Raw genomic sequence first — 18,033 nt, 5'->3', positions numbered from 1 at the left:
TGTGTCCCCATGACACAACACGATTTCGATGCTGGATACGAGGACGAAGACGAGGACGACATCCCCGAGTGGGCCGACCACGTCATGACCACCGTGGCCGCCGAGGTCCGACGCCGAAGGAAGGAGCTACGTATGAGCGCCCAGGACCTCGCCGACCGCTGCGAGGAGATCGGCCACCCGATCCCCCGCAACGTCATCGCCAATATGGAATCCGGCCGCCGCGCCAACCTCCCCCTGGTCGACGTCATGGTTCTGGCCAAGGCACTGCGCACGAACCCGATCTGCCTCATCTACCCGATCGGTTACGCCGCCGAGGTCCAGCGGCTCCCGTACGAACAGCGAATCGCTCCGTGGGAGGCCATGGTCTGGTTCATCGCCCAGGACAGCGGCTCCCTGGCCGACCGCGACATGCTCCGCTACCAGCGCGAGCACATCGAGGCCCTCAGCGAGGCGCGCTCCGCGATGACCAGCGAGAGCTACGCGCAGTACGCCGTAGAGCAGGCGACCAGCGCCACAGAACGGGCGGAGGCCCTGCGCGACCAGGCCACCTGCCTGGAGCGCATCGACAAGGCCAAGCAACGCCTGCGCGTCGCCCGCTCCTTCATCCGCCGCGACCGCGGCCTCCTCCCCTACCTGCCCCCCGAACTCGCCGACGTCGACCCACCCGAACCCGGCAGCAACACCAACACCACCAAGGAGAACGATCTTTGAAGGGCTCCACCTACCGCCGCTGCTCCTGCCGCGACCCCAAGACCGGCAAGGAACTCGGCACGTCCTGCCCCAAGCGCAACAGCAGGAACCACTGCACCTACTCCATACGCCAGGAACTGCCACCCCGCGAGGACGGCAGCCGCAGGTCGTTCGCCCGTGGCGGCTACGACAGCCGCAAGGCCGCCCAAGCCGACCTCGACCACGTCCGCGCCCTCCTGGGCCTGGCCGAGTCGGACGATCCCGAAGGCACGGAGCTGATCGCCGCCATGCTGATGGAAGTTGGCCGCGAGCGGACGCCCCTGCCCGAAGTCGAGGAGACCCGCAGGCGCCTCAACGCCGGCCAGGACCTCATCGGCAGCCTCACCGTGGCCGAGTACCTCGACCGGTGGCTGGCGGGCAAACGCATACGCAAGTCCGGCATCAACCGCTACGAGACCGACATCCGAGTGCACCTCAAGCCACGCATCGGCCACCGGCGCCTCGACCGGCTACGCGTCAGCCACCTCAGCGAGATGTTCACGGACATCCGCGACGCCAACGCCCAGATCTTGGAGCAGAATGCTCAACGGCGAGCGGCGATCGATGAGTTGGTGACCGTGCCATGGAAAGGCGTGGACAACCGTGCCCGCCGCAAGGCCATGAAAGCCGCGATCGACGAGATGCCGCCCTTCCGTCGGGTCACCGGCTCCGCCACGCGCCAACACGTGAAGGCCACTCTCCGCGCGGCCCTGAACGACGCCATCGGGCAGCAGATCATCACGTTCAACCCTGCGGCCCACGTCGAGATCGACCCCGTACGCAAGCCGAAGGCGCTGGTGTGGACTGACGAGCGGGTCGCCAAGTGGGAGCAGACGGGCGAGAAGCCGTCGCCCGTGATGGTCTGGACGCCCCAACAGACCGGCGCCTTCCTCGACTTCGTAGCCCAGGACCGGCTGTACGCCATGTGGCACCTGATCGCCTTCCGCGGCCTGCGCCGTGGCGAGGCGTGCGGACAGCCGTGGTCGGAGACGAACCTCGACACCCACTCCCTCACCGTCTCCGCCCAGCTCGTGCAGGACGGCTGGGAGGTCGAGGCATCCGACCCGAAGACGGACAGCGGCTACCGCGTGGTGGCGCTCGACGACGACACGGTCGACGTCTTGAAGCGGCACCGCGAGCGGCAGGACGAAGCCCGCGCAGAGTGGGGCTCGGCCTGGGTCGAGACCGGCCACGTCTTCACCCAGGAAGACGGCTCCTGGCTCCACCCCGGCAAGGTGACCGACCTCTTCGAGCGCCTCGTCGCCGCCTCCGGCCTCCCGCCGATCCGACTGCACGACCTGCGCCACGGCGCGGCCACCCTCATGCTGGCCGCCGACATCGACATCAAGATCGTGTCGGACACCCTCGGTCACAGCGACACCCGTATCACGCGGGACATCTACCAGAGCGTCCTGCCACAGGTCGGCAAGAGCGCCGCCGAGGCGACCGCGAAGCTGGTCCCACTGCAGCGCAGGGCCGAGGCCGAGAAGGCGGCCCGCAAGGCGGCGAAGAAGGCGAAGGCCAGGAAGGCCGCGGCCAAGAAGCCCGGCAAGGGCACCGGCGGCAAACCGAAGGGCGATGCGAACGCTCACGCCAAGGCCAAGAAGAAGGCCAAGCGGCAGAAGCCCAAGAAGTAGGTCCCCGAGCCGCTCCGCTCACGCATCGCTCACGCAAGCAAAGTCACGGCACCCCGGCCGCGTGATGCACCATGCCCCGAGCAACAGAAAACCCCAGGTCACGGGGTGTGTGACCTGGGGTTTCTCTGAGCCGCCTTCGGGATTCGAACCCGAGACCTACGCATTACGAGTGCGTTGCTCTGGCCAACTGAGCTAAGGCGGCACCGCCCTGCGCACCATGGTGCGAGCAGCAGCGTCGCCAAGTCTACACAGTTTCTGGAGTGGTCCCGACCAGGGTCGGGGCAGCGGCCGCAGGGGCTACGAGCAGCGCTTTCCCTTGGCCGGCGGGGTGCCGTCGAGGAGGTAGGTGTTGATCGCGGTGTCGATGCAGTCGCTGCCGCGCCCGTACGCGGTGTGGCCGTCGCCCTCGTAGGTGAGGAGGGTGCCGGAGGAGAGCTGGGCGGCGAGTGACTCGGCCCACTTGTAGGGGGTCGCGGGGTCGCGTGTGGTGCCGACCACCAGGATCGGGGCGGCGCCCTTGGCCTCGATGCGGTGCGGGGCGCCGGTGGCCTTGACCGGCCAGTACGCACAGTTGAGGCTGGACCAGGCGAAGCCGTCGCCGAACACCGGCGAGGCCTGTTCGAAGGCGGGCAGGGCCGCGGTCACCTCGGCGGGGCCGGTGAAGGACGGCGGCAGGTCCAGGCAGTTCACGGCGGCGTTGGCGAACATCAGGTTCGCGTACTTGCCGCTCGCGTCACGCTCGTAATACGAGTCCGCCAGCGTCAGCAGGCCCGCGCCGTCGCCCTTCATCGCGCGGGACAGGGCGGTGCGCAGTTCGGGCCACGCGCTCTCGTCGTACATCGCGGCGATCACGCCCGTGGTGGCGAGGGCCTCGCCGAGCGGGCGGCTCTGACCGGTGGGGATGGGCTTGCCGTCCACGGCCTTGAAGAACTTCCGCAGCCGGTCCGACGCGTCCGCGACGGAGTCGGTGCCAAGGGGGCAGTCCTTCTGCTTGATGCAGTCCGCGGCGAAGGACTGGAAGGCGGTCTCGAAGCCCGCGGTCTGGTCGCGGTTCATGTTGAGGGACGACAGGGCCGGGTCCATCGCCCCGTCGAGGACGAGCCGCCCGGTGCGGGACGGGAAGAGCTCGGCGTACGTCGCCCCGAGGAACGTGCCGTACGAGGCGCCGACGTAGTACAGCTTGCTGTCGCCGAGGACCGCCCTCAGCACGTCCATGTCACGGGCCGCCTCGACCGTGGAGACATGCGGCAGGACCTTGCCCGACTTCGCCTCGCACCCCTTCGCGAAATCCTTGAACGCCTGGGCCAGCGCCGCCTGTTCGGCCGCGTCGTCGGGGGTCTGGTCGACCTCCGTGTATGCGTCCATCTGCTGGCCCGTCAGGCATTCGACGGGTTCGCTGCGCGCCACCCCGCGCGGGTCCACGGCCACCATGTCGTAGCGCGCCCGCACCGGCGCCGGATAGCCGATGCCGGCATACGACTGGAGGTAGCCGACCGCCGAGCCGCCCGGGCCGCCCGGGTTGACCTGGAGCGAACCGATCCGCTTGCCCGGGCCGGTCGCCTTCACCCGGGCCACCGCCAGGTTGATCGAGGGGCCGGCGGGTTTCGCGTAGTCGAGCGGCGCCTTCATCGTGGCGCACTCGAACTTGGCGACCCCGCACGCCCGCCAGCTCAGCTTCTGCGTGTAGTAGGGGGCGAGTGCCTCGGACGACGGGGTGTCGCCCGGCCCCGCCTTGGTGGCGTCGTGCGCGGAAGCGGTGGCGGACGTGGACGAACTGCCCGACGAGCAGCCGGAGATGAGCAGGCCGGCCGTCGCGGCGGCGATGGCTGAAGTACGGAGCAGGCGCCTTGAGTCCATCTGGGGAGCGTATCCGGCCCGTGACGTGATGTACGCGGTGCGCGACGGTGCGGCTCGTACGGGTGATCCGGTCAACCACGGCTGCGCCCCGGTGCCGCCCTAGGTGTGGTCGCTCTGCTCGCGGCCGCGGGCTCGGGTGTCGGCGGCCCCGGACCGCGCCGATGCGTCGGCGGTGGGTGTGCCGGCCGACCCCGGAGCTCCCGGTGCGCCCGGTGCCGCTCCGCCTCCTCGCCCCCCTTTCGGTCCTGTCTCAGCCCGCTCGCAGGGCCAGCGTCATCGACTCCACCGCCAGCAGCGGCGCCACATTGCGGTCCAGGGCCTCGCGGCAGGCCAGGATCGACTCGATGCGGCGCAGGGTGCGCTCCGGTCCGGACGCCCGGGCGACCCGCTCCACCGCGTCCCGCACGTCCTCGTTGGCGATGGGCACCCTGGTGCGCAGTTGCAGGGCGAGGACGTCGCGGTAGAAGCCCGTCAGCTCGCTCAGGGCCAGGTCCAGGCTGTCGCGCTGCGTGCGGGTCTTGCGGCGCTTCTGCTTGTCCTCCAGCTCCTTCATCACGCCGGCGGTGCCGCGCGGCATGCGGCCTCCGGCGACGCCTCCCATCGCGGCCTTGAGCTCCTCGGTCTCCTTGACGTCGACCTCTTCGGCCATCTGCTTGGCGTCCTCGGCGGCGGTGTCGACCAGCTCCTGCGCGGCCTTGAGGCAGCCGCCCACGTCGTCCACGCGCAACGGCACCTTCAGGACCGCGGCCCGCCGGGCCCGGGCCGCCGCGTCGGTGGCCAGGCGGCGGGCCCGGCCGATGTGGCCCTGGGTGGCGCGGGCCGCGGCATGCGCTACCTCGGGCTCGACGCCGTCGCGCCGTATCAGCACGTCGGCGACGGCCTCGACCGGCGGGGTGCGCAGAGTGAGGTGGCGGCAGCGGGACTTGATGGTGGGGAGCACGTCCTCCAGGGACGGCGCGCACAGCAGCCACACCGTGCGGGGGGCGGGCTCCTCCACCGCCTTGAGGACGGCGTTGGCCGCCTGCTCGGTGAACCGGTCGGCGTCCTCGATGATGATGACCTGCCAGCGGCCGCCCGAGGGCGACATCTGGGCGCCCCTCACGAGCTCGCGGGTCTGCTTGACGCCCACGGTGAGGCCCTCGGTGGTGATGACCGTGACGTCGGCGTGCGTCCCGATCAGCGCCGTGTGGCAGCCGTCGCAGAAACCGCAGCCCGGTGCGCCGCCCAGCGCACGGTCCGGACTCACGCACTGGAGGGCTGCCGCGAATGCCCGGGCCGCGGTGGGACCGCCCGAGCCGGGAGGGCCGGTGAACAGCCAGGCGTGCGTCATCTTCGACGCTTCGGGGCGCGGCTCGCCGGAACGCTCGGCGGTGACCAGCGCATCGGCATCCCGGGCGGCGGCACCCAGCTGCTCCTGCAACCGGTCCTGGCCCACCAGGTCGTCCCACACGGCCATCTACTGCCCCTCCGTCCCTTCGTCCCTCCGGTCGCTGCTGCGCCCCATTGTGCGCCACCCCACTGACAACGGACGTCGGCGGGCAAACCCCCGCAGGTCAGGGCGGGCCGGCCGATGACGCGACCCGTCCGGGCAGCATCGGCGACGCGACCCGTGCGGGCGGCCTCGGTGACGCGACCCATGCGGCCGTCATCGAGGCACGACCCGTGCGGCCGTCGTGGGCCGCACGGCTCGTGCGGTCATCGGCGGTCGCCCGTCCCGCGGCACTGCAACTCTAGAAAATCCCGGCCCCCGAAACGATCGTGCTGGCACGCACTTCCAGCTGCGTACCAGCACGAGTGCCCCCAGGGGGCCAGCACGAGTCTCCGGGGGTCAGCGCTTGCGGCGGCCGCCCCGCGGGGTGTCGTCCTCGTCGTCGCGCGAGCCGAGGAGTTCGTCGGCCAGCGTCGGCAGGTCGTCCAGGGGGGTCTCCTCCGCCCAGTCCGAGCGCCGTCGCGACCGCTCCTGGCCCGTCGCCGGGTCGATCTGGGGCAGTTCGCGCGTACGCTCGTTGCCCCCGTCCGAGGAATCACCCGCGCCGCGCTCGTCGCGGAAGAGACCCGGCGGCACCCGGTCCGAGGGATCGGCGCCGCGTACCGGCGGCAGCACCGCCGTCTCGTCGGCGGCCCGGGCCTCACGCCCCGCGTCGTGTCCCGCGTCGGGCACCGACGGCAGGACGGTCGTCTCCTCGGCGTCGGAAACCCGCCCCGGCCGCGCCCCGGCAGCGTCCCGCGCGCCCGGTTCGGGCACCGGCACGGGCTGGGTGATCTCGTTGGGCTCGGCGACCGGGACCTGCTGGGTCACCTCGTTCGGGCTGACCACCGGGGTGGGAACGGTGAGCTCCGACTCCGCGACGTCAGCGGGACGACCGGCAGGACCCGCAGAACCCGCGGAGCGCTCGGATCGCTCGGATCGCTCGGACCGCTCGGACCGCTCGGATCGCTCGGACCGCCCGGACCGCTCAGACCGCCCGGACCGCTCGGACCGCTCGGACCGAGCAGTACCAGCTGCCTCGGACACGCCCGAGCCGGCCGCACCGCCCGAGCCGGCCGCACGCGAGGTGCCGGTCGCACCCGCCGCGCCCACCGCCCCGGACGCGTTCGTCGCGCCCGCGCGGGCCTGCTTGGCTGCCGCCTCCTCGGCGGCGGCAGCGGCGGCGGCCTCCGCCAGACGGCGGGCCTGTTCCGCGCGCAGCAGGGCCTCCTCGGCCTTGCGCTGCTTCTCCAGGCGGCGCGCCTCCGCCTCCGCCCGCAGCCGGGACTCCTCCTCCGCCTGCTTGCGCAGGCGTTCCTGCTCGGCCGCGCGCGCCTTCTCCTCGGCCTCGCGCCGGACCCGCTCCTCCTCGGCGAGCCGCCTGGCCTCCTCGGCCCGGCGACGGGCCTCCTCCGCCTGGCGTTCCTCCTCGCGACGGCGCGCCTCTTCGAGCTCGCGCCGCTTGCGCTCCTCCTCCTCGGCGCGGAGCTTGGCGAGCTGCTCCTGTCGCTCGCGCTCCAGGCGCTCCTCCTCGGCCTTGCGCGCGGCCTCTTCCTCCGCGCGCTTCCTGGCCTCTTCCTCCGCCTTCCTGCGCGCCTCCTCCTGGGCCCTCACTTCGGCCTCGGAGAGCGGCAGCATCTGGTCGAGCCGGTGGCGTACGACGGTGGTGACGGCCTCCGGCTCCTGGCCGGCGTCGACCACCAGGTAGCGCGAGGGGTCGGCGGCGGCCAGCGTGAGGAACCCGGACCTGACCCGGCCGTGGAACTCCGGCGGCTCCGACTCCAGGCGGTCCGGCGCCTCCGTGAAGCGCTCGCGGGCCGTTTCGGGCGAAACATCGAGCAGAACGGTCAGATGCGGTACGAGTCCGCCAGTCGCCCACCGGTTGATTCGGGCAATCTCGGTCGGAGACAGATCACGACCGGCCCCCTGGTAGGCCACGGACGAATCGATGTAGCGGTCCGAGATGACGATCGCACCGCGTTGCAGGGCAGGCCGTACCAGCGAGTCGACGTGCTCCGCGCGGTCGGCCGCGTACAGCAGCGCCTCGGCGCGGTTGGACAGGCCGGCCGACGACACGTCCAGCAGGATCGACCGCAACCGCTTGCCCACCGGCGTGGCCCCGGGCTCGCGCGTGACGACGACTTCGTGGCCCTTGGCGCGGATCCATTCGGCGAGCGCCTCGGCCTGGGTGGACTTGCCGGCTCCGTCGCCGCCCTCCAGGGCGATGAAGAAGCCGGTGGCGGCCGGTGCCTGTACGGGGTCGGCGCCCCGCACCGCGTCGGCCAGGTCGCGCCGCAGGGGCACGCCCTGGCGGTCGTCGGCCTTGGCCAGCACCACGGCGGCCAGCGGCAACAGCAGCGCGCCGACCAGCATCAGCGTGAAGCCGGCGCCGCCGTGCGCGAAGACGAACGAGCCCGACTCGAGCCGGTGACTGCCGATGGCCGCGGCGAGCAGCGGCGCGGCGATGGCGCCGAGCCCTATCGCGACCCGTACGACCGCCTGGAGGTGCTCGGCGGTGCGGGCCCGGCGGTACTCCTCGGTCTCCTGGTCGATCAGTACGTGCCCGGTGTTGGCGGCGACGCCCGCGCACACGCCCGCGATCAGGGCGATGAACAGCACGGTCGCGAGGTCCGGCACGAGGCCGAGGGCGAGCAGCGCGATGCCGGTGACGGCGATCGCGAGGGACAGCAGACGGCGCCGGGAGAGCACCGGAAGGATCTTGGAGGCGGTACGGATGCCGAGCACCGTGCCACCCGTCAGGGCGAGGACCAGGAGCGCGAAAGCGGCCGGGCCGCCGCCCAGGTCCACGGCGTGCAGCACGGCGACGGAGACGGCCGCGGCGATGGCGGCGGCGACCGACGCGCAGGCGAGCACGAACAGCGGGATCGCCCCGGTGCGGCCCTTGTCGGGGCCGTTGCCGGTGCTGGGCCTGCGCAGCCCCTCCAGCGGCGAACGGGGGCGCGGCGTCTGGGTGCCCGGCAGTTCGAGCAGCGCGACCACGGAGATCGACGCGGCGAAGAGGCCGGCGGCGAGGTACGAGCCGAGGGCGGCCTGGTGCAGCTTGAACCAGTCGATGCCCGTGCCGAGCAGGTTGCTGATGAGGGCCGCGACGAGCAACGCCGCCGCGCCCAGCGGGATCGCGACGAAGGTCGTACGCAGCGAGAGCCTGCGCAGGGCGTCGAGGTGGTCCGGCAGCGGCCGGACGGCGGCGCCCTCCAAAGGAGGCGCGGGCAGCAGCGCGGGGGCGGCGCTCTCCTTGGCGACCGTCCAGAACCGTTCGGCGACACCCGCCAGGAACGCGGTGATCAGGACCAGGAGCAGCGCGTGGCGCGGGGTCCAGTCGATCCACAGGGGGGCGACGATCAGCAGCGCGGCCCGTACGCCGTCGGCGCCGACCATCGTCCAGCGCCGGTCGAGGGGGCCGCCCGGCGCGGTCAGCGCGGAGACCGGGCCGAGCAGCGCGGCGCCGAAGAGCACCGTCGCGAACGCCCGGGCGCCGAGCACCGCTGCCACGGCGAAGGCTGCGCCCCGGTATCCACCCCCGAACGACTGCTGCTCCAGGGCGGCCTGCAATGCCAGCAGCAGCGTGACGAGCACGGCGAGCGCGTCGCCGATCCCGCCGATGAGTTGGGCGCTCCACAATCGTCGCAGGGGCGGGATGCGCAGCAGGGCGCGGACGGCGCGCTCCCGTGAGTCTGCGGTCAGGGCGTCGGAGGTGGGGTGCACGTCCGTGGGGGTACCCACTGCTCCTTGGGAGCTTGGGGGATGCTCGGCTCCTCGCGTCATCCGCCCAGCCTATCCGGAGCGTGCGGATCCTTGAGGGGGCGCCCGAACATATGGGCGGACCACATGACTCGGGCTCCACCGGGGCTCAACGCGCGGCGGGGGGCCGGGGCGACTGCCCCGACCCCCCGTCCACCGTCGACCTACTCCGCGGCCGTGGCCTTCTTGGCCGCGGTCTTCTTCGCGGGAGCCTTCTTCGCGGCGGTCGTCTTGGCCGCCGTCGTCTTCTTCGCCGCCGTCTTCTTGGCAGGTGCCTTCTTCGCGGCGGCCTTCTTGGCCGGGGCCTTCTTCGCCGTCTTCTTGGCGGGCCCCTTGGCGCGCTTCTCGGCGAGCAGCTCGAAGCCCCGCTCCGGGGTGATCTCCTCGACGCTGTCGCCGGTCCTGAGCGTCGCGTTGGTCTCGCCGTCGGTGACGTACGGGCCGAAGCGGCCGTCCTTCACCACGACCGGCTTCTCGCTGACCGGGTCGACGCCGAGCTCCTTGAGCGGGGGCTTGGCGGCGGCGCGGCCACGCTGCTTGGGCTGGGCGTAGATCGCCAGCGCCTCGTCGAGCGTGATGGAGAAGAGCTGGTCCTCGGTCTCCAGGGAGCGCGAGTCGGTGCCCTTCTTCAGATACGGCCCGTAGCGGCCGTTCTGCGCGGTGATCTCGACACCCTCGGCGTCGACGCCGACCACGCGGGGCAGCGACATCAGCTTGAGGGCGTCGTCCAGGGTGACGGTGTCCAGGGCCATCGACTTGAAGAGCGAGGCGGTCCGCGGCTTGACCGCGTTCTTGCCGGTCTTCGGGGTGCCCTCGGGCAGGATCTCGGTGACGTACGGGCCGTAGCGGCCGTCCTTGGCGACGATCTGGTTGCCGCTCACCGGGTCCGCGCCCAGCTCGAAGTCGCCGCTCGGCTTGGCGAGCAGTTCCTCCGCGTACTCGACGGTCAGCTCGTCGGGCGCCAGGTCGTCCTGCACGTCCGCGCGCTGGTGGCCCTCGGAGTCCTTCTCGCCGCGCTCGACGTACGGGCCGTAGCGGCCGACGCGGAGCACGATTCCCTCGCCCACGGGGAACGAGGAGATCTCGCGGGCGTCGATCGCGCCGAGGTCGGTGACGAGCTCCTTGAGCCCGCCCAGGTGGTCCCCGTCGCCGTTGCCCGCGGCCGAGGCGGCACCGGCCGTCGCCGCGTCGCCCTCGCCGAAGTAGAAACGCTTCAGCCACGGCACCGACTGGGCCTCGCCGCGTGCGATGCGGTCGAGGTCGTCCTCCATCTTGGCGGTGAAGTCGTAGTCGACGAGCCGGCCGAAGTGCTTCTCCAGGAGGTTGACCACGGCGAAGCTCAGGAACGACGGGACGAGCGCCGTGCCCTTCTTGAACACATACCCGCGGTCCAGGATCGTGCCGATGATCGAGGCGTACGTCGAGGGACGCCCGATCTCGCGCTCTTCCAGCTCCTTGACCAGCGAGGCCTCGGTGTAGCGGGCCGGCGGCTTGGTCGCGTGGCCGTCCACCGAGATCTCCTCGGACGACAGTGCGTCGCCCTCGGCCACCAGCGGCAGGCGGCGCTCGCGGTCGTCGAGCTCGGCGTTCGGGTCGTCGGCGCCTTCCACATAGGCCTTCATGAAGCCGTGGAAGGTGATCGTCTTGCCGGAGGCGGTGAACTCGGCCTGCCGGCCGTCGCTCGCCCGGCCCGCGATCTTCACGGTCACCGAGTTGCCGACCGCGTCCTTCATCTGGGAAGCGACGGTCCGCTTCCAGATCAGTTCGTAGAGCCGGAACTGGTCGCCGGTGAGGCCGGTCTCGGCGGGGGTGCGGAAACGATCACCCGAAGGGCGGATCGCCTCGTGCGCCTCCTGCGCGTTCTTGACCTTCCCCGCGTAGGTGCGGGGCTTGTCCGGCAGATAGTTGGCGCCGTACAACTGCGTCACCTGCGCCCGGGCGGCCGAGATGGCCGTGTCGGACAGCGTCGTGGAGTCCGTACGCATATAGGTGATGAAGCCGTTCTCGTACAGCTTCTGGGCGACCTGCATGGTCGCCTTGGCGCCGAAGCCCAGCTTGCGCGAGGCCTCCTGCTGAAGCGTGGTCGTACGGAACGGGGCGTACGGCGAGCGGCGGTAGGGCTTGGACTCCACCGAGCGCACCGCGAAGGAGGAGTCGGCGAGGGCGGCGGCCAGGGACCGCGCGTTCGCCTCGTCCAGGTGCAGGACGTCACTCTTGAGTTGTCCGTCGGGGCCGAAGTCACGGCCCTGCGCGACGCGCCGGCCGTCGACCGTGTTCAGCCGGGCCACCAGGGTGGACGGGTCGGAGGCGTCGCCCGTCCGACCGGTGGAGAACGTGCCGGTCAGGTCCCAGTACTCAGCAGAACGAAAAGCGATGCGCTCGCGTTCCCGCTCCACGACGAGACGGGTGGCCACGGACTGGACGCGCCCGGCGGACAGCCGCGGCATGACCTTCTTCCACAGGACCGGCGAGACCTCGTAGCCGTAGAGGCGGTCGAGGATGCGCCGGGTCTCCTGGGCGTCGACCATGCGCTGGTTGAGCTCGCGCGGGTTGGCGACGGCGTCCCGGATGGCGTCCTTGGTGATCTCGTGGAAGACCATCCGGTGGACCGGGACCTTGGGCTTCAGAACTTCCTGCAAGTGCCACGCGATGGCTTCGCCCTCGCGGTCCTCATCGGTGGCGAGGAAGAGTTCGTCGGACTCGGCCAGAAGCTCCTTGAGCTTCCTGACCTGGGCCTTCTTGTCGGCGTTGACGACGTAGATCGGCTGGAAGTCATGTTCGACGTCCACGCCGAGCCGGCGCACCTCGCCGGTGTACTTCTCGGGCACCTCGGCGGCGCCGTTCGGCAGGTCGCGGATGTGCCCGACGCTCGCCTCGACGACATAACCGGGGCCGAGGTAGCCCTTGATCGTCTTCGCCTTGGCAGGAGACTCGACGATGACGAGTCGGCGGCCGCCCTTTGCGGTCTCGCTGGTCGGGGACAACTTCGCTCTTCTCTCCGGTCGGCACTCGGGTGTCAGTACGTGACGCTGCGGAGTGTGACGGTACAACCCGCCCCCGTGTCAAACAGCAAAAGGCCGCAGCGGCCACTCGAACGGTAACCCGACTTACCGCGATCCTGCCGCCCGGACCGTCCCGAAGCCTTCTGAAAAGCGTTTCATCCCCTTTCGGGCTAGATCCGGGCGAAGCACCAGAGCCCGAGCAGGAGGAACGCCACACCGAAGACGCTCGCGAGCACCGCGGCCGGAACCGGGGAGGCGCCGTGGGCGACCGGGACGCGGCGGCACACACAGGACGCCGTCCACAGCAGCAGAGCCCCTCCGAACAGCACGAACACCGCCCCCGCGAAGACGGCCGGCCCCGTCTCGGTCCCTCCCAGTGCGTTCATGGCCGCGATCCTGGCCGCCGCGCGACACCCCCGGGCAGCACCCGGGCCGCATCGCGGCGAACGCCGGGTGAACGCTCACCCGATCATGCACATTTCAGCCAGATCCGCCCGTCCCGCGCCCCGAACGCGGACGTCCGCCCTCCGGACCCGAACATCCGCGCCCCGACCAGGACTTCACCCGCCCCCAGCCGTCGTACGGCCAACTCCCCTCCCCCCGAGGCCGCCCCGGCGGGCCCTACTCGGCCACCGGCTCCAGGAAGCCCTGGTCCACCAGGAGTCGGATGGACTCCGGTGTACGGTCGCGCAGCAGCACCGGGTCCTCGTCGATCAACTGGGCGATCGCGTCCAGAATCCGGCCCGCCGACAGCTCGCCGTCACAGACGCCGGCGAAACCGGCGCCCACCGTGTCGACCTTGGTGGCCCGGCGCATGCCGCGGTTCTGACGGAGCACCACATGCTCCGGGTCGTCGGCGCCCGGCAGCCCCACCTGCTCCTGCACCACCTCGTCGGCGAGGCGGAACCGGTCGGCGAGCAGCGCCGCGTCGTCGTGCTCGCGCAGATAGTCCTGCCGCTCGAAGTGCGCCCGCACGGTGTCGCCGAGCGGCTGCTCGACGGGGTGCGGCCACTCCTCCGCCACGATGGACGGCCGGTCGCTGTCGGTGCGGCGCAGGGTGATCCAGCCGAAGCCGACCGCCTTGGTCTTGCGCGCCTCGAACTCGTCCAGCCAGGCCTCGTAGCGCTCCGCGTAGCGCGCCGGGTCGCTGTGGTGGTCCCCGGCGTCGCGCAGCCACAACTCGGCGTACTGGGTGATGTCCTGGACCTCGCGCTGCACGATCCAGGCGTCGCAGCCGCGCGGGATCCAGGAGCGCAGCCGGTCCTGCCACTCCTCGCCCTCGACGTGCTGCCAGTTGGCCAGGAACTGGGCGTATCCGCCGGGGTTGAGCCGCTCCCCCGCCCCTTGAACGAGCGTGCGGCACAGATCGTCCCCGCCCATACCGCCGTCGCGGTAGGTCAGCCGCGCTCCGGGCGAGATCACGAACGGCGGGTTGGAGACGATGAGGTCGTAGGTGTCCTCGCCGACCGGCTCGTACAGCGAGCCCGTCCGCAGCTCGGCCTCCGGCGCGCCCGACAGCGCGAGGGTGAGCCGGGTGAAGTCGAGGGCGCGCGGGTTCAGGTCGGTGGCGGTGACCCGGGTGGCGTGCTGTGCGGCGTGCAGCGCCTGGATGCCGGAGCCGGTGCCGAGGTCGAGGGCCGAGCCCGCGGGCACGCGGACCGTGAGGCCGGCCAGCGTCGTGGAGGCGCCGCCGACGCCGAGCACCATCGCCTCGTCGCGCCCGCTTGCGCCGCCCGCGCCGCCGACCGCGCACCCCAGGTCGGAGACGATGAACCAGTCCTGCCCTTCGGGGCCGCCGTAGGGCCGCACGTCGACCGTGGCCCGCACCTCGTCGCCCGCGCGGACCACCCAGCCGTCCGCGAGGGCCTCGTCGAGCGGCAGGGCCGCCCGGGCGCTCTCGTACCCGACGGGCTGCTGGAGCAGGAAGAGCCGCACCAGAGTGTCGAGCGGGGTCCGACCCCGGGTGGCGCGCAGGGCGGGGACGGTCTCGCTGCGGGCCAGCGCCGCATACGCAGGGGCGCCGAGCAGGTCGAGCAGGCCGTCGGCGGTGAAGGCGGCGGCGAGCAGGGCGTCGCGCAGGCGGGCTGCGTGACCGGGCGCGGGAAGACTGGTCGTACTCACCCCGCCATTGTCGCCGCTGCCTCTGACAATCACCCCCTCACGTCCGTGGCCCGGCCCCCACGAGGGAGCCGGGCCACGGACGAAGGCGCACGGAGATTACGACGACTTGGCGCTCTGCGAGGCCGAGGGCGACGCGGAGCCGGAAGGCGAGGCCGACTTGTCGGCCGGTGCGCCCGCGCCCGAGCCCGACGGCGCGGGGGAGGACGGCGTCTGCTTCTGGCAGCCGGGCTGCTTCTGCATGGCCTTGCCGACGTCGCCGGACTCCAGCTTCTTCAGGGACGCGTCACCCGTCGAGCTGATCTTGCCGAGCTCGGTCGCGATGTCCTCCAGGCCCTTGGCGAACGCCGCCTGGTCCCCGGCGTTGAGCGCGTCCACCTTCTTCTTGAGGTTCGCGTACGACACGGAGGAGGCGTTCAGTTCCTTGACGGCCTCCTGCTGGGTGGTGGCGCCGTCCTTGACCGGCGGAGCCCCGGCCTTGTCGACGGCTGCGCCCAGCGCCTTGTAGGCGTCCGAGATCTGCTGGAAGGCGGCCGAGTCCGTCTTCTGCACATCGGCCGGCTTGCTGTCGTCGCGCGTCTGCGCCTGGATCGCGGCGTTGGCGTCGGTGATCTTCTTGAACTGCGGCTGGGCCGTGTTGCAGAAGGTCTTCGCCCAGTCGTCGACCTTCTTGCTGGAGTCATCGCTACAGCCCGACAACATCAGGGTCAGTACCGCACCGCCGGACAGTGCGGCTGCAAGCTTCTTGTTCACCGGTTTGGTCCCTTCCAAGGCTCTCGGCCCCGGAACATACACGCCAAGTGGGCGACAATCGCTTGCCGTCCATGTGATCTGCCCCCTATTGCAGCCATTTGCACCAAGCGAAACGGGCGGACGGTGTGTCAAACCCCACCGCCCGCCCGCCCTTTGCTCCTTGAAGGGTTACGAAACCACCGCCGGGTCCGCCGGCTTCGCCACCCGCTCGCTGGTGCCGTCGTCACCCACGGCCACGCTGCGCCGCTTCGACACGTACACCGCGCCGATGATGACCAGGATGGCGAGCGCCGCCACGATCCCGCGGACGGCGGGGTTCGCGTCGTCGCCGTAGCTGAACTTGACGATGGCCGGCGCGATCAGGAGGGCCACCAGGTTCATCACCTTGAGCAGCGGGTTGATCGCGGGGCCCGCCGTGTCCTTGAAGGGATCGCCGACGGTGTCGCCGATGACGGTGGCGGCGTGGGCGTCGCTGCCCTTGCCGCCGAAGTGGCCGTCCTCGACCAACTTCTTGGCGTTGTCCCAAGCGCCGCCCGAGTTGGCGAGGAACACCGCCATCAGAGTGCCGGTGCCGATCGCACCCGCCAGGTAGGAGCCGAGCGCGCCGACGCCGAGCGTGAAGCCGACCGCGATGGGGGCGAGCACCGCGAGCAGGCCGGGGGTGGCCAGTTCGCGCAACGCGTCCTTCGTACAGATGTCGACGACTCGTCCGTATTCCGGCTGCTCGGTGTAGTCCATGATCCCGGGGTGCTCGCGGAACTGCCGCCGCACCTCGAAGACCACGGCCCCGGCGGAGCGGGACACGGCGTTGATCGCGAGCCCCGAGAAGAGGAACACGACCGCCGCGCCCAGCATCAGCCCGACCAGGTTGTTGGGCTGTGAGATGTCCATGCTCAAGGTCAGTTCCCCGGCCTTGGCGTGGACGTCGTTGACGGCCGTCCCGATGGCGTCCTTGAAGGAGCCGTAGAGCGCCGAGGCCGCGAGGACGGCCGTGGCGATGGCGATGCCCTTGGTGATGGCCTTGGTGGTGTTGCCCACGGCGTCCAGGTCGGTGAGCACCTGGGCGCCCGCTCCCGTGACGTCGCCGGACATCTCCGCGATGCCCTGGGCGTTGTCGGAGACCGGGCCGAACGTGTCCATGGCTACGATCACGCCCACGGTGGTCAGCAGGCCGGTACCGGCCAGGGCCACCGCGAACAGCGCGAGCATGACCGAGGTGCCGCCGAGCAGGAAGGCCCCGTACACGCCGAGACCGATCAACAGGGCGGTGTAGACGGCCGATTCGAGACCGATGGAGATGCCGGCCAGGACGACGGTGGCGGGCCCCGTGAGCGAGGACCTGCCGATGTCCTTGACGGGGCGCCGGGTCGTCTCGGTGAAGTACCCCGTCAACTGCTGGATCAGCGCCGCCAGGACGATGCCGATGGCGACGGCGACCAGGGCGAGGATCCGCGGGTTGCCGTCATGCCCCTTGATCACGTCGTCCGTGACGCCGTTCAACTGGGCGTACGTGGACGGCAGGTAGACGAAGACCGCGACGGCCACCATGGCCAGCGAGATCACCGCCGAGATGAAGAAGCCGCGGTTGATGGCCGACATTCCGCTGCGGTCGGCGCGCCGCGGGGCGACCGCGAAGATACCGATCATCGCGGTGACCACGCCGATCGCCGGGACGATCAGCGGGAAGGCGAGGCCCGAGTCGCCGAACGCCGCCTTGCCGAGGATCAGCGCCGCGACCAGGGTCACGGCGTAGGACTCGAACAGGTCGGCTGCCATGCCGGCGCAGTCGCCGACGTTGTCGCCCACGTTGTCCGCGATGGTGGCGGCGTTGCGCGGGTCGTCCTCGGGGATGCCCTGCTCGACCTTGCCGACCAGGTCGGCGCCGACGTCGGCGGCCTTGGTGAAGATGCCGCCGCCGACTCGCATGAACATCGCGATCAGCGCGGCCCCGAGCCCGAAGCCCTCCAGGACCTTGGGCGCGTCGGCCGCGTACACGAGCACAACGACGGAGGCACCGAGCAGGCCGAGGCCCACCGTGAACATGCCGACGACGCCACCCGTGCGGAAAGCGATCTTCATCGCCTTGTGGGAGACCGTGGTGAGATCTTTTTCGGGTTCGCCCTCGGCGGGAGTCGCCTCTCGGGCGGCTGCCGCGACACGCACATTCGCGCGTACGGCGAGACGCATCCCGATGTATCCCGTCGTCGCCGAGAAGACGGCGCCGATCAGGAAGAACACGGAACGGCCTACGCGCTGCGACCAGTTGTCGGACGGCAGCAGGAACAGCAGGAAGAACACCACGACGGCAAAGACGCCGAGGGTGCGCAGCTGCCGGGTCAGATAGGCATTGGCGCCTTCCTGTACGGCCGCCGCGATCTTCTTCATCGAATCGGTGCCCTCGCCCGCGGCGAGGACCTGGCGCACCAGCAATTGCGCGACGATCAGGGCCGCCAGCGCGACAGCCGCGATGACGATCACGATCAGCCGGTTGCCGTCGGTCAGGACCGCGGCAGCCAGGGATGTGGGGTGGTCGAGTTCCGTTGGGTTGAAGAGCCCCGCCATTCGTCCTCCTTGACGCTCAGAGCTCAAGATGTGGACGGATTGTAGGTAGCGGAACACGATCAAAACAGGGCGCCGCAAATGGAATTGACCTTCGTTGGCTCATCAGAGAGAGATCCGGTCACGAAAGAGCCCCCGAAAGCGGTAA

At 71.0% G+C, this 18,033-nt stretch carries 10 protein-coding genes and 1 tRNA gene; 2 read left to right on the top strand and 9 right to left on the bottom strand.

Annotated features, from left to right (window positions below):
* Positions 1-9: 9 nt before the first annotated feature.
* On the top strand, positions 10-711 hold the full coding sequence (locus tag DWB77_RS21010) for a helix-turn-helix domain-containing protein (RefSeq protein ID WP_120722712.1): 702 nt from the start codon (positions 10-12) through the stop codon (positions 709-711).
* The gene (locus tag DWB77_RS21005; RefSeq protein ID WP_120722711.1) at positions 708-2,366 is read left to right on the top strand and encodes a tyrosine-type recombinase/integrase; all 1,659 of its coding nucleotides are present in this window, start codon (positions 708-710) and stop codon (positions 2,364-2,366) included. The genes DWB77_RS21010 and DWB77_RS21005 overlap by 4 nt, the downstream gene beginning before the upstream one ends.
* Before the next feature lie 128 nt (positions 2,367-2,494).
* On the opposite strand, the gene DWB77_RS21000 is transcribed toward DWB77_RS21005, so the two are convergent.
* The 9 genes from DWB77_RS21000 to DWB77_RS20960 form a co-directional block, all read right to left on the bottom strand.
* Positions 2,495-2,568 (bottom strand) — tRNA-Thr (locus tag DWB77_RS21000).
* A 95-nt stretch (positions 2,569-2,663) separates the two neighbouring features.
* Positions 2,664-4,223 (bottom strand): alpha/beta hydrolase, encoded by a 1,560-nt coding sequence (locus DWB77_RS20995; RefSeq protein ID WP_120722710.1) that lies wholly within the window; start codon positions 4,221-4,223, stop codon positions 2,664-2,666.
* Positions 4,224-4,473: 250 nt separating this feature from the next.
* The gene (locus DWB77_RS20990) at positions 4,474-5,679 is read right to left on the bottom strand and encodes a DNA polymerase III subunit delta' (RefSeq protein WP_120722709.1); all 1,206 of its coding nucleotides are present in this window, start codon (positions 5,677-5,679) and stop codon (positions 4,474-4,476) included.
* Between the two features lie 372 nt (positions 5,680-6,051).
* Positions 6,052-9,477 carry a dTMP kinase gene (tmk, locus tag DWB77_RS20985; RefSeq protein WP_120722708.1) on the bottom strand — a complete coding sequence of 1,142 codons (3,426 nt, stop codon included), beginning with the start codon at positions 9,475-9,477 and terminating at the stop codon, positions 6,052-6,054.
* Between the two features lie 140 nt (positions 9,478-9,617).
* Positions 9,618-12,437, bottom strand: a complete 2,820-nt coding sequence (gene topA, locus DWB77_RS20980; protein WP_120722707.1) for a type I DNA topoisomerase — start codon at positions 12,435-12,437, stop codon at positions 9,618-9,620.
* Between the two features lie 188 nt (positions 12,438-12,625).
* A complete protein-coding gene (locus DWB77_RS20975) occupies positions 12,626-12,841 on the bottom strand; it encodes a hypothetical protein (protein WP_120722706.1) in 216 nt (71 codons plus the stop codon).
* A gap of 235 nt (positions 12,842-13,076) precedes the next feature.
* A complete protein-coding gene (locus DWB77_RS20970) occupies positions 13,077-14,576 on the bottom strand; it encodes a DUF7059 domain-containing protein (protein ID WP_120722705.1) in 1,500 nt (499 codons plus the stop codon).
* Between the two features lie 96 nt (positions 14,577-14,672).
* The gene (locus tag DWB77_RS20965) at positions 14,673-15,326 is read right to left on the bottom strand and encodes a small secreted protein (RefSeq protein ID WP_120722704.1); all 654 of its coding nucleotides are present in this window, start codon (positions 15,324-15,326) and stop codon (positions 14,673-14,675) included.
* Positions 15,327-15,494: 168 nt separating this feature from the next.
* On the bottom strand, positions 15,495-17,888 hold the full coding sequence (locus tag DWB77_RS20960; RefSeq protein WP_120722703.1) for a sodium-translocating pyrophosphatase: 2,394 nt from the start codon (positions 17,886-17,888) through the stop codon (positions 15,495-15,497).
* Positions 17,889-18,033: the final 145 nt, after the last annotated feature.

The sequence above is a fragment of the Streptomyces hundungensis genome, assembly GCF_003627815.1.
GTDB lineage: Bacteria > Actinomycetota > Actinomycetes > Streptomycetales > Streptomycetaceae > Streptomyces > Streptomyces hundungensis_A.
The sequence above is the reverse complement of the archived record's forward strand: the minus strand, read 5'-3'. Positions and strand labels throughout refer to the sequence as shown.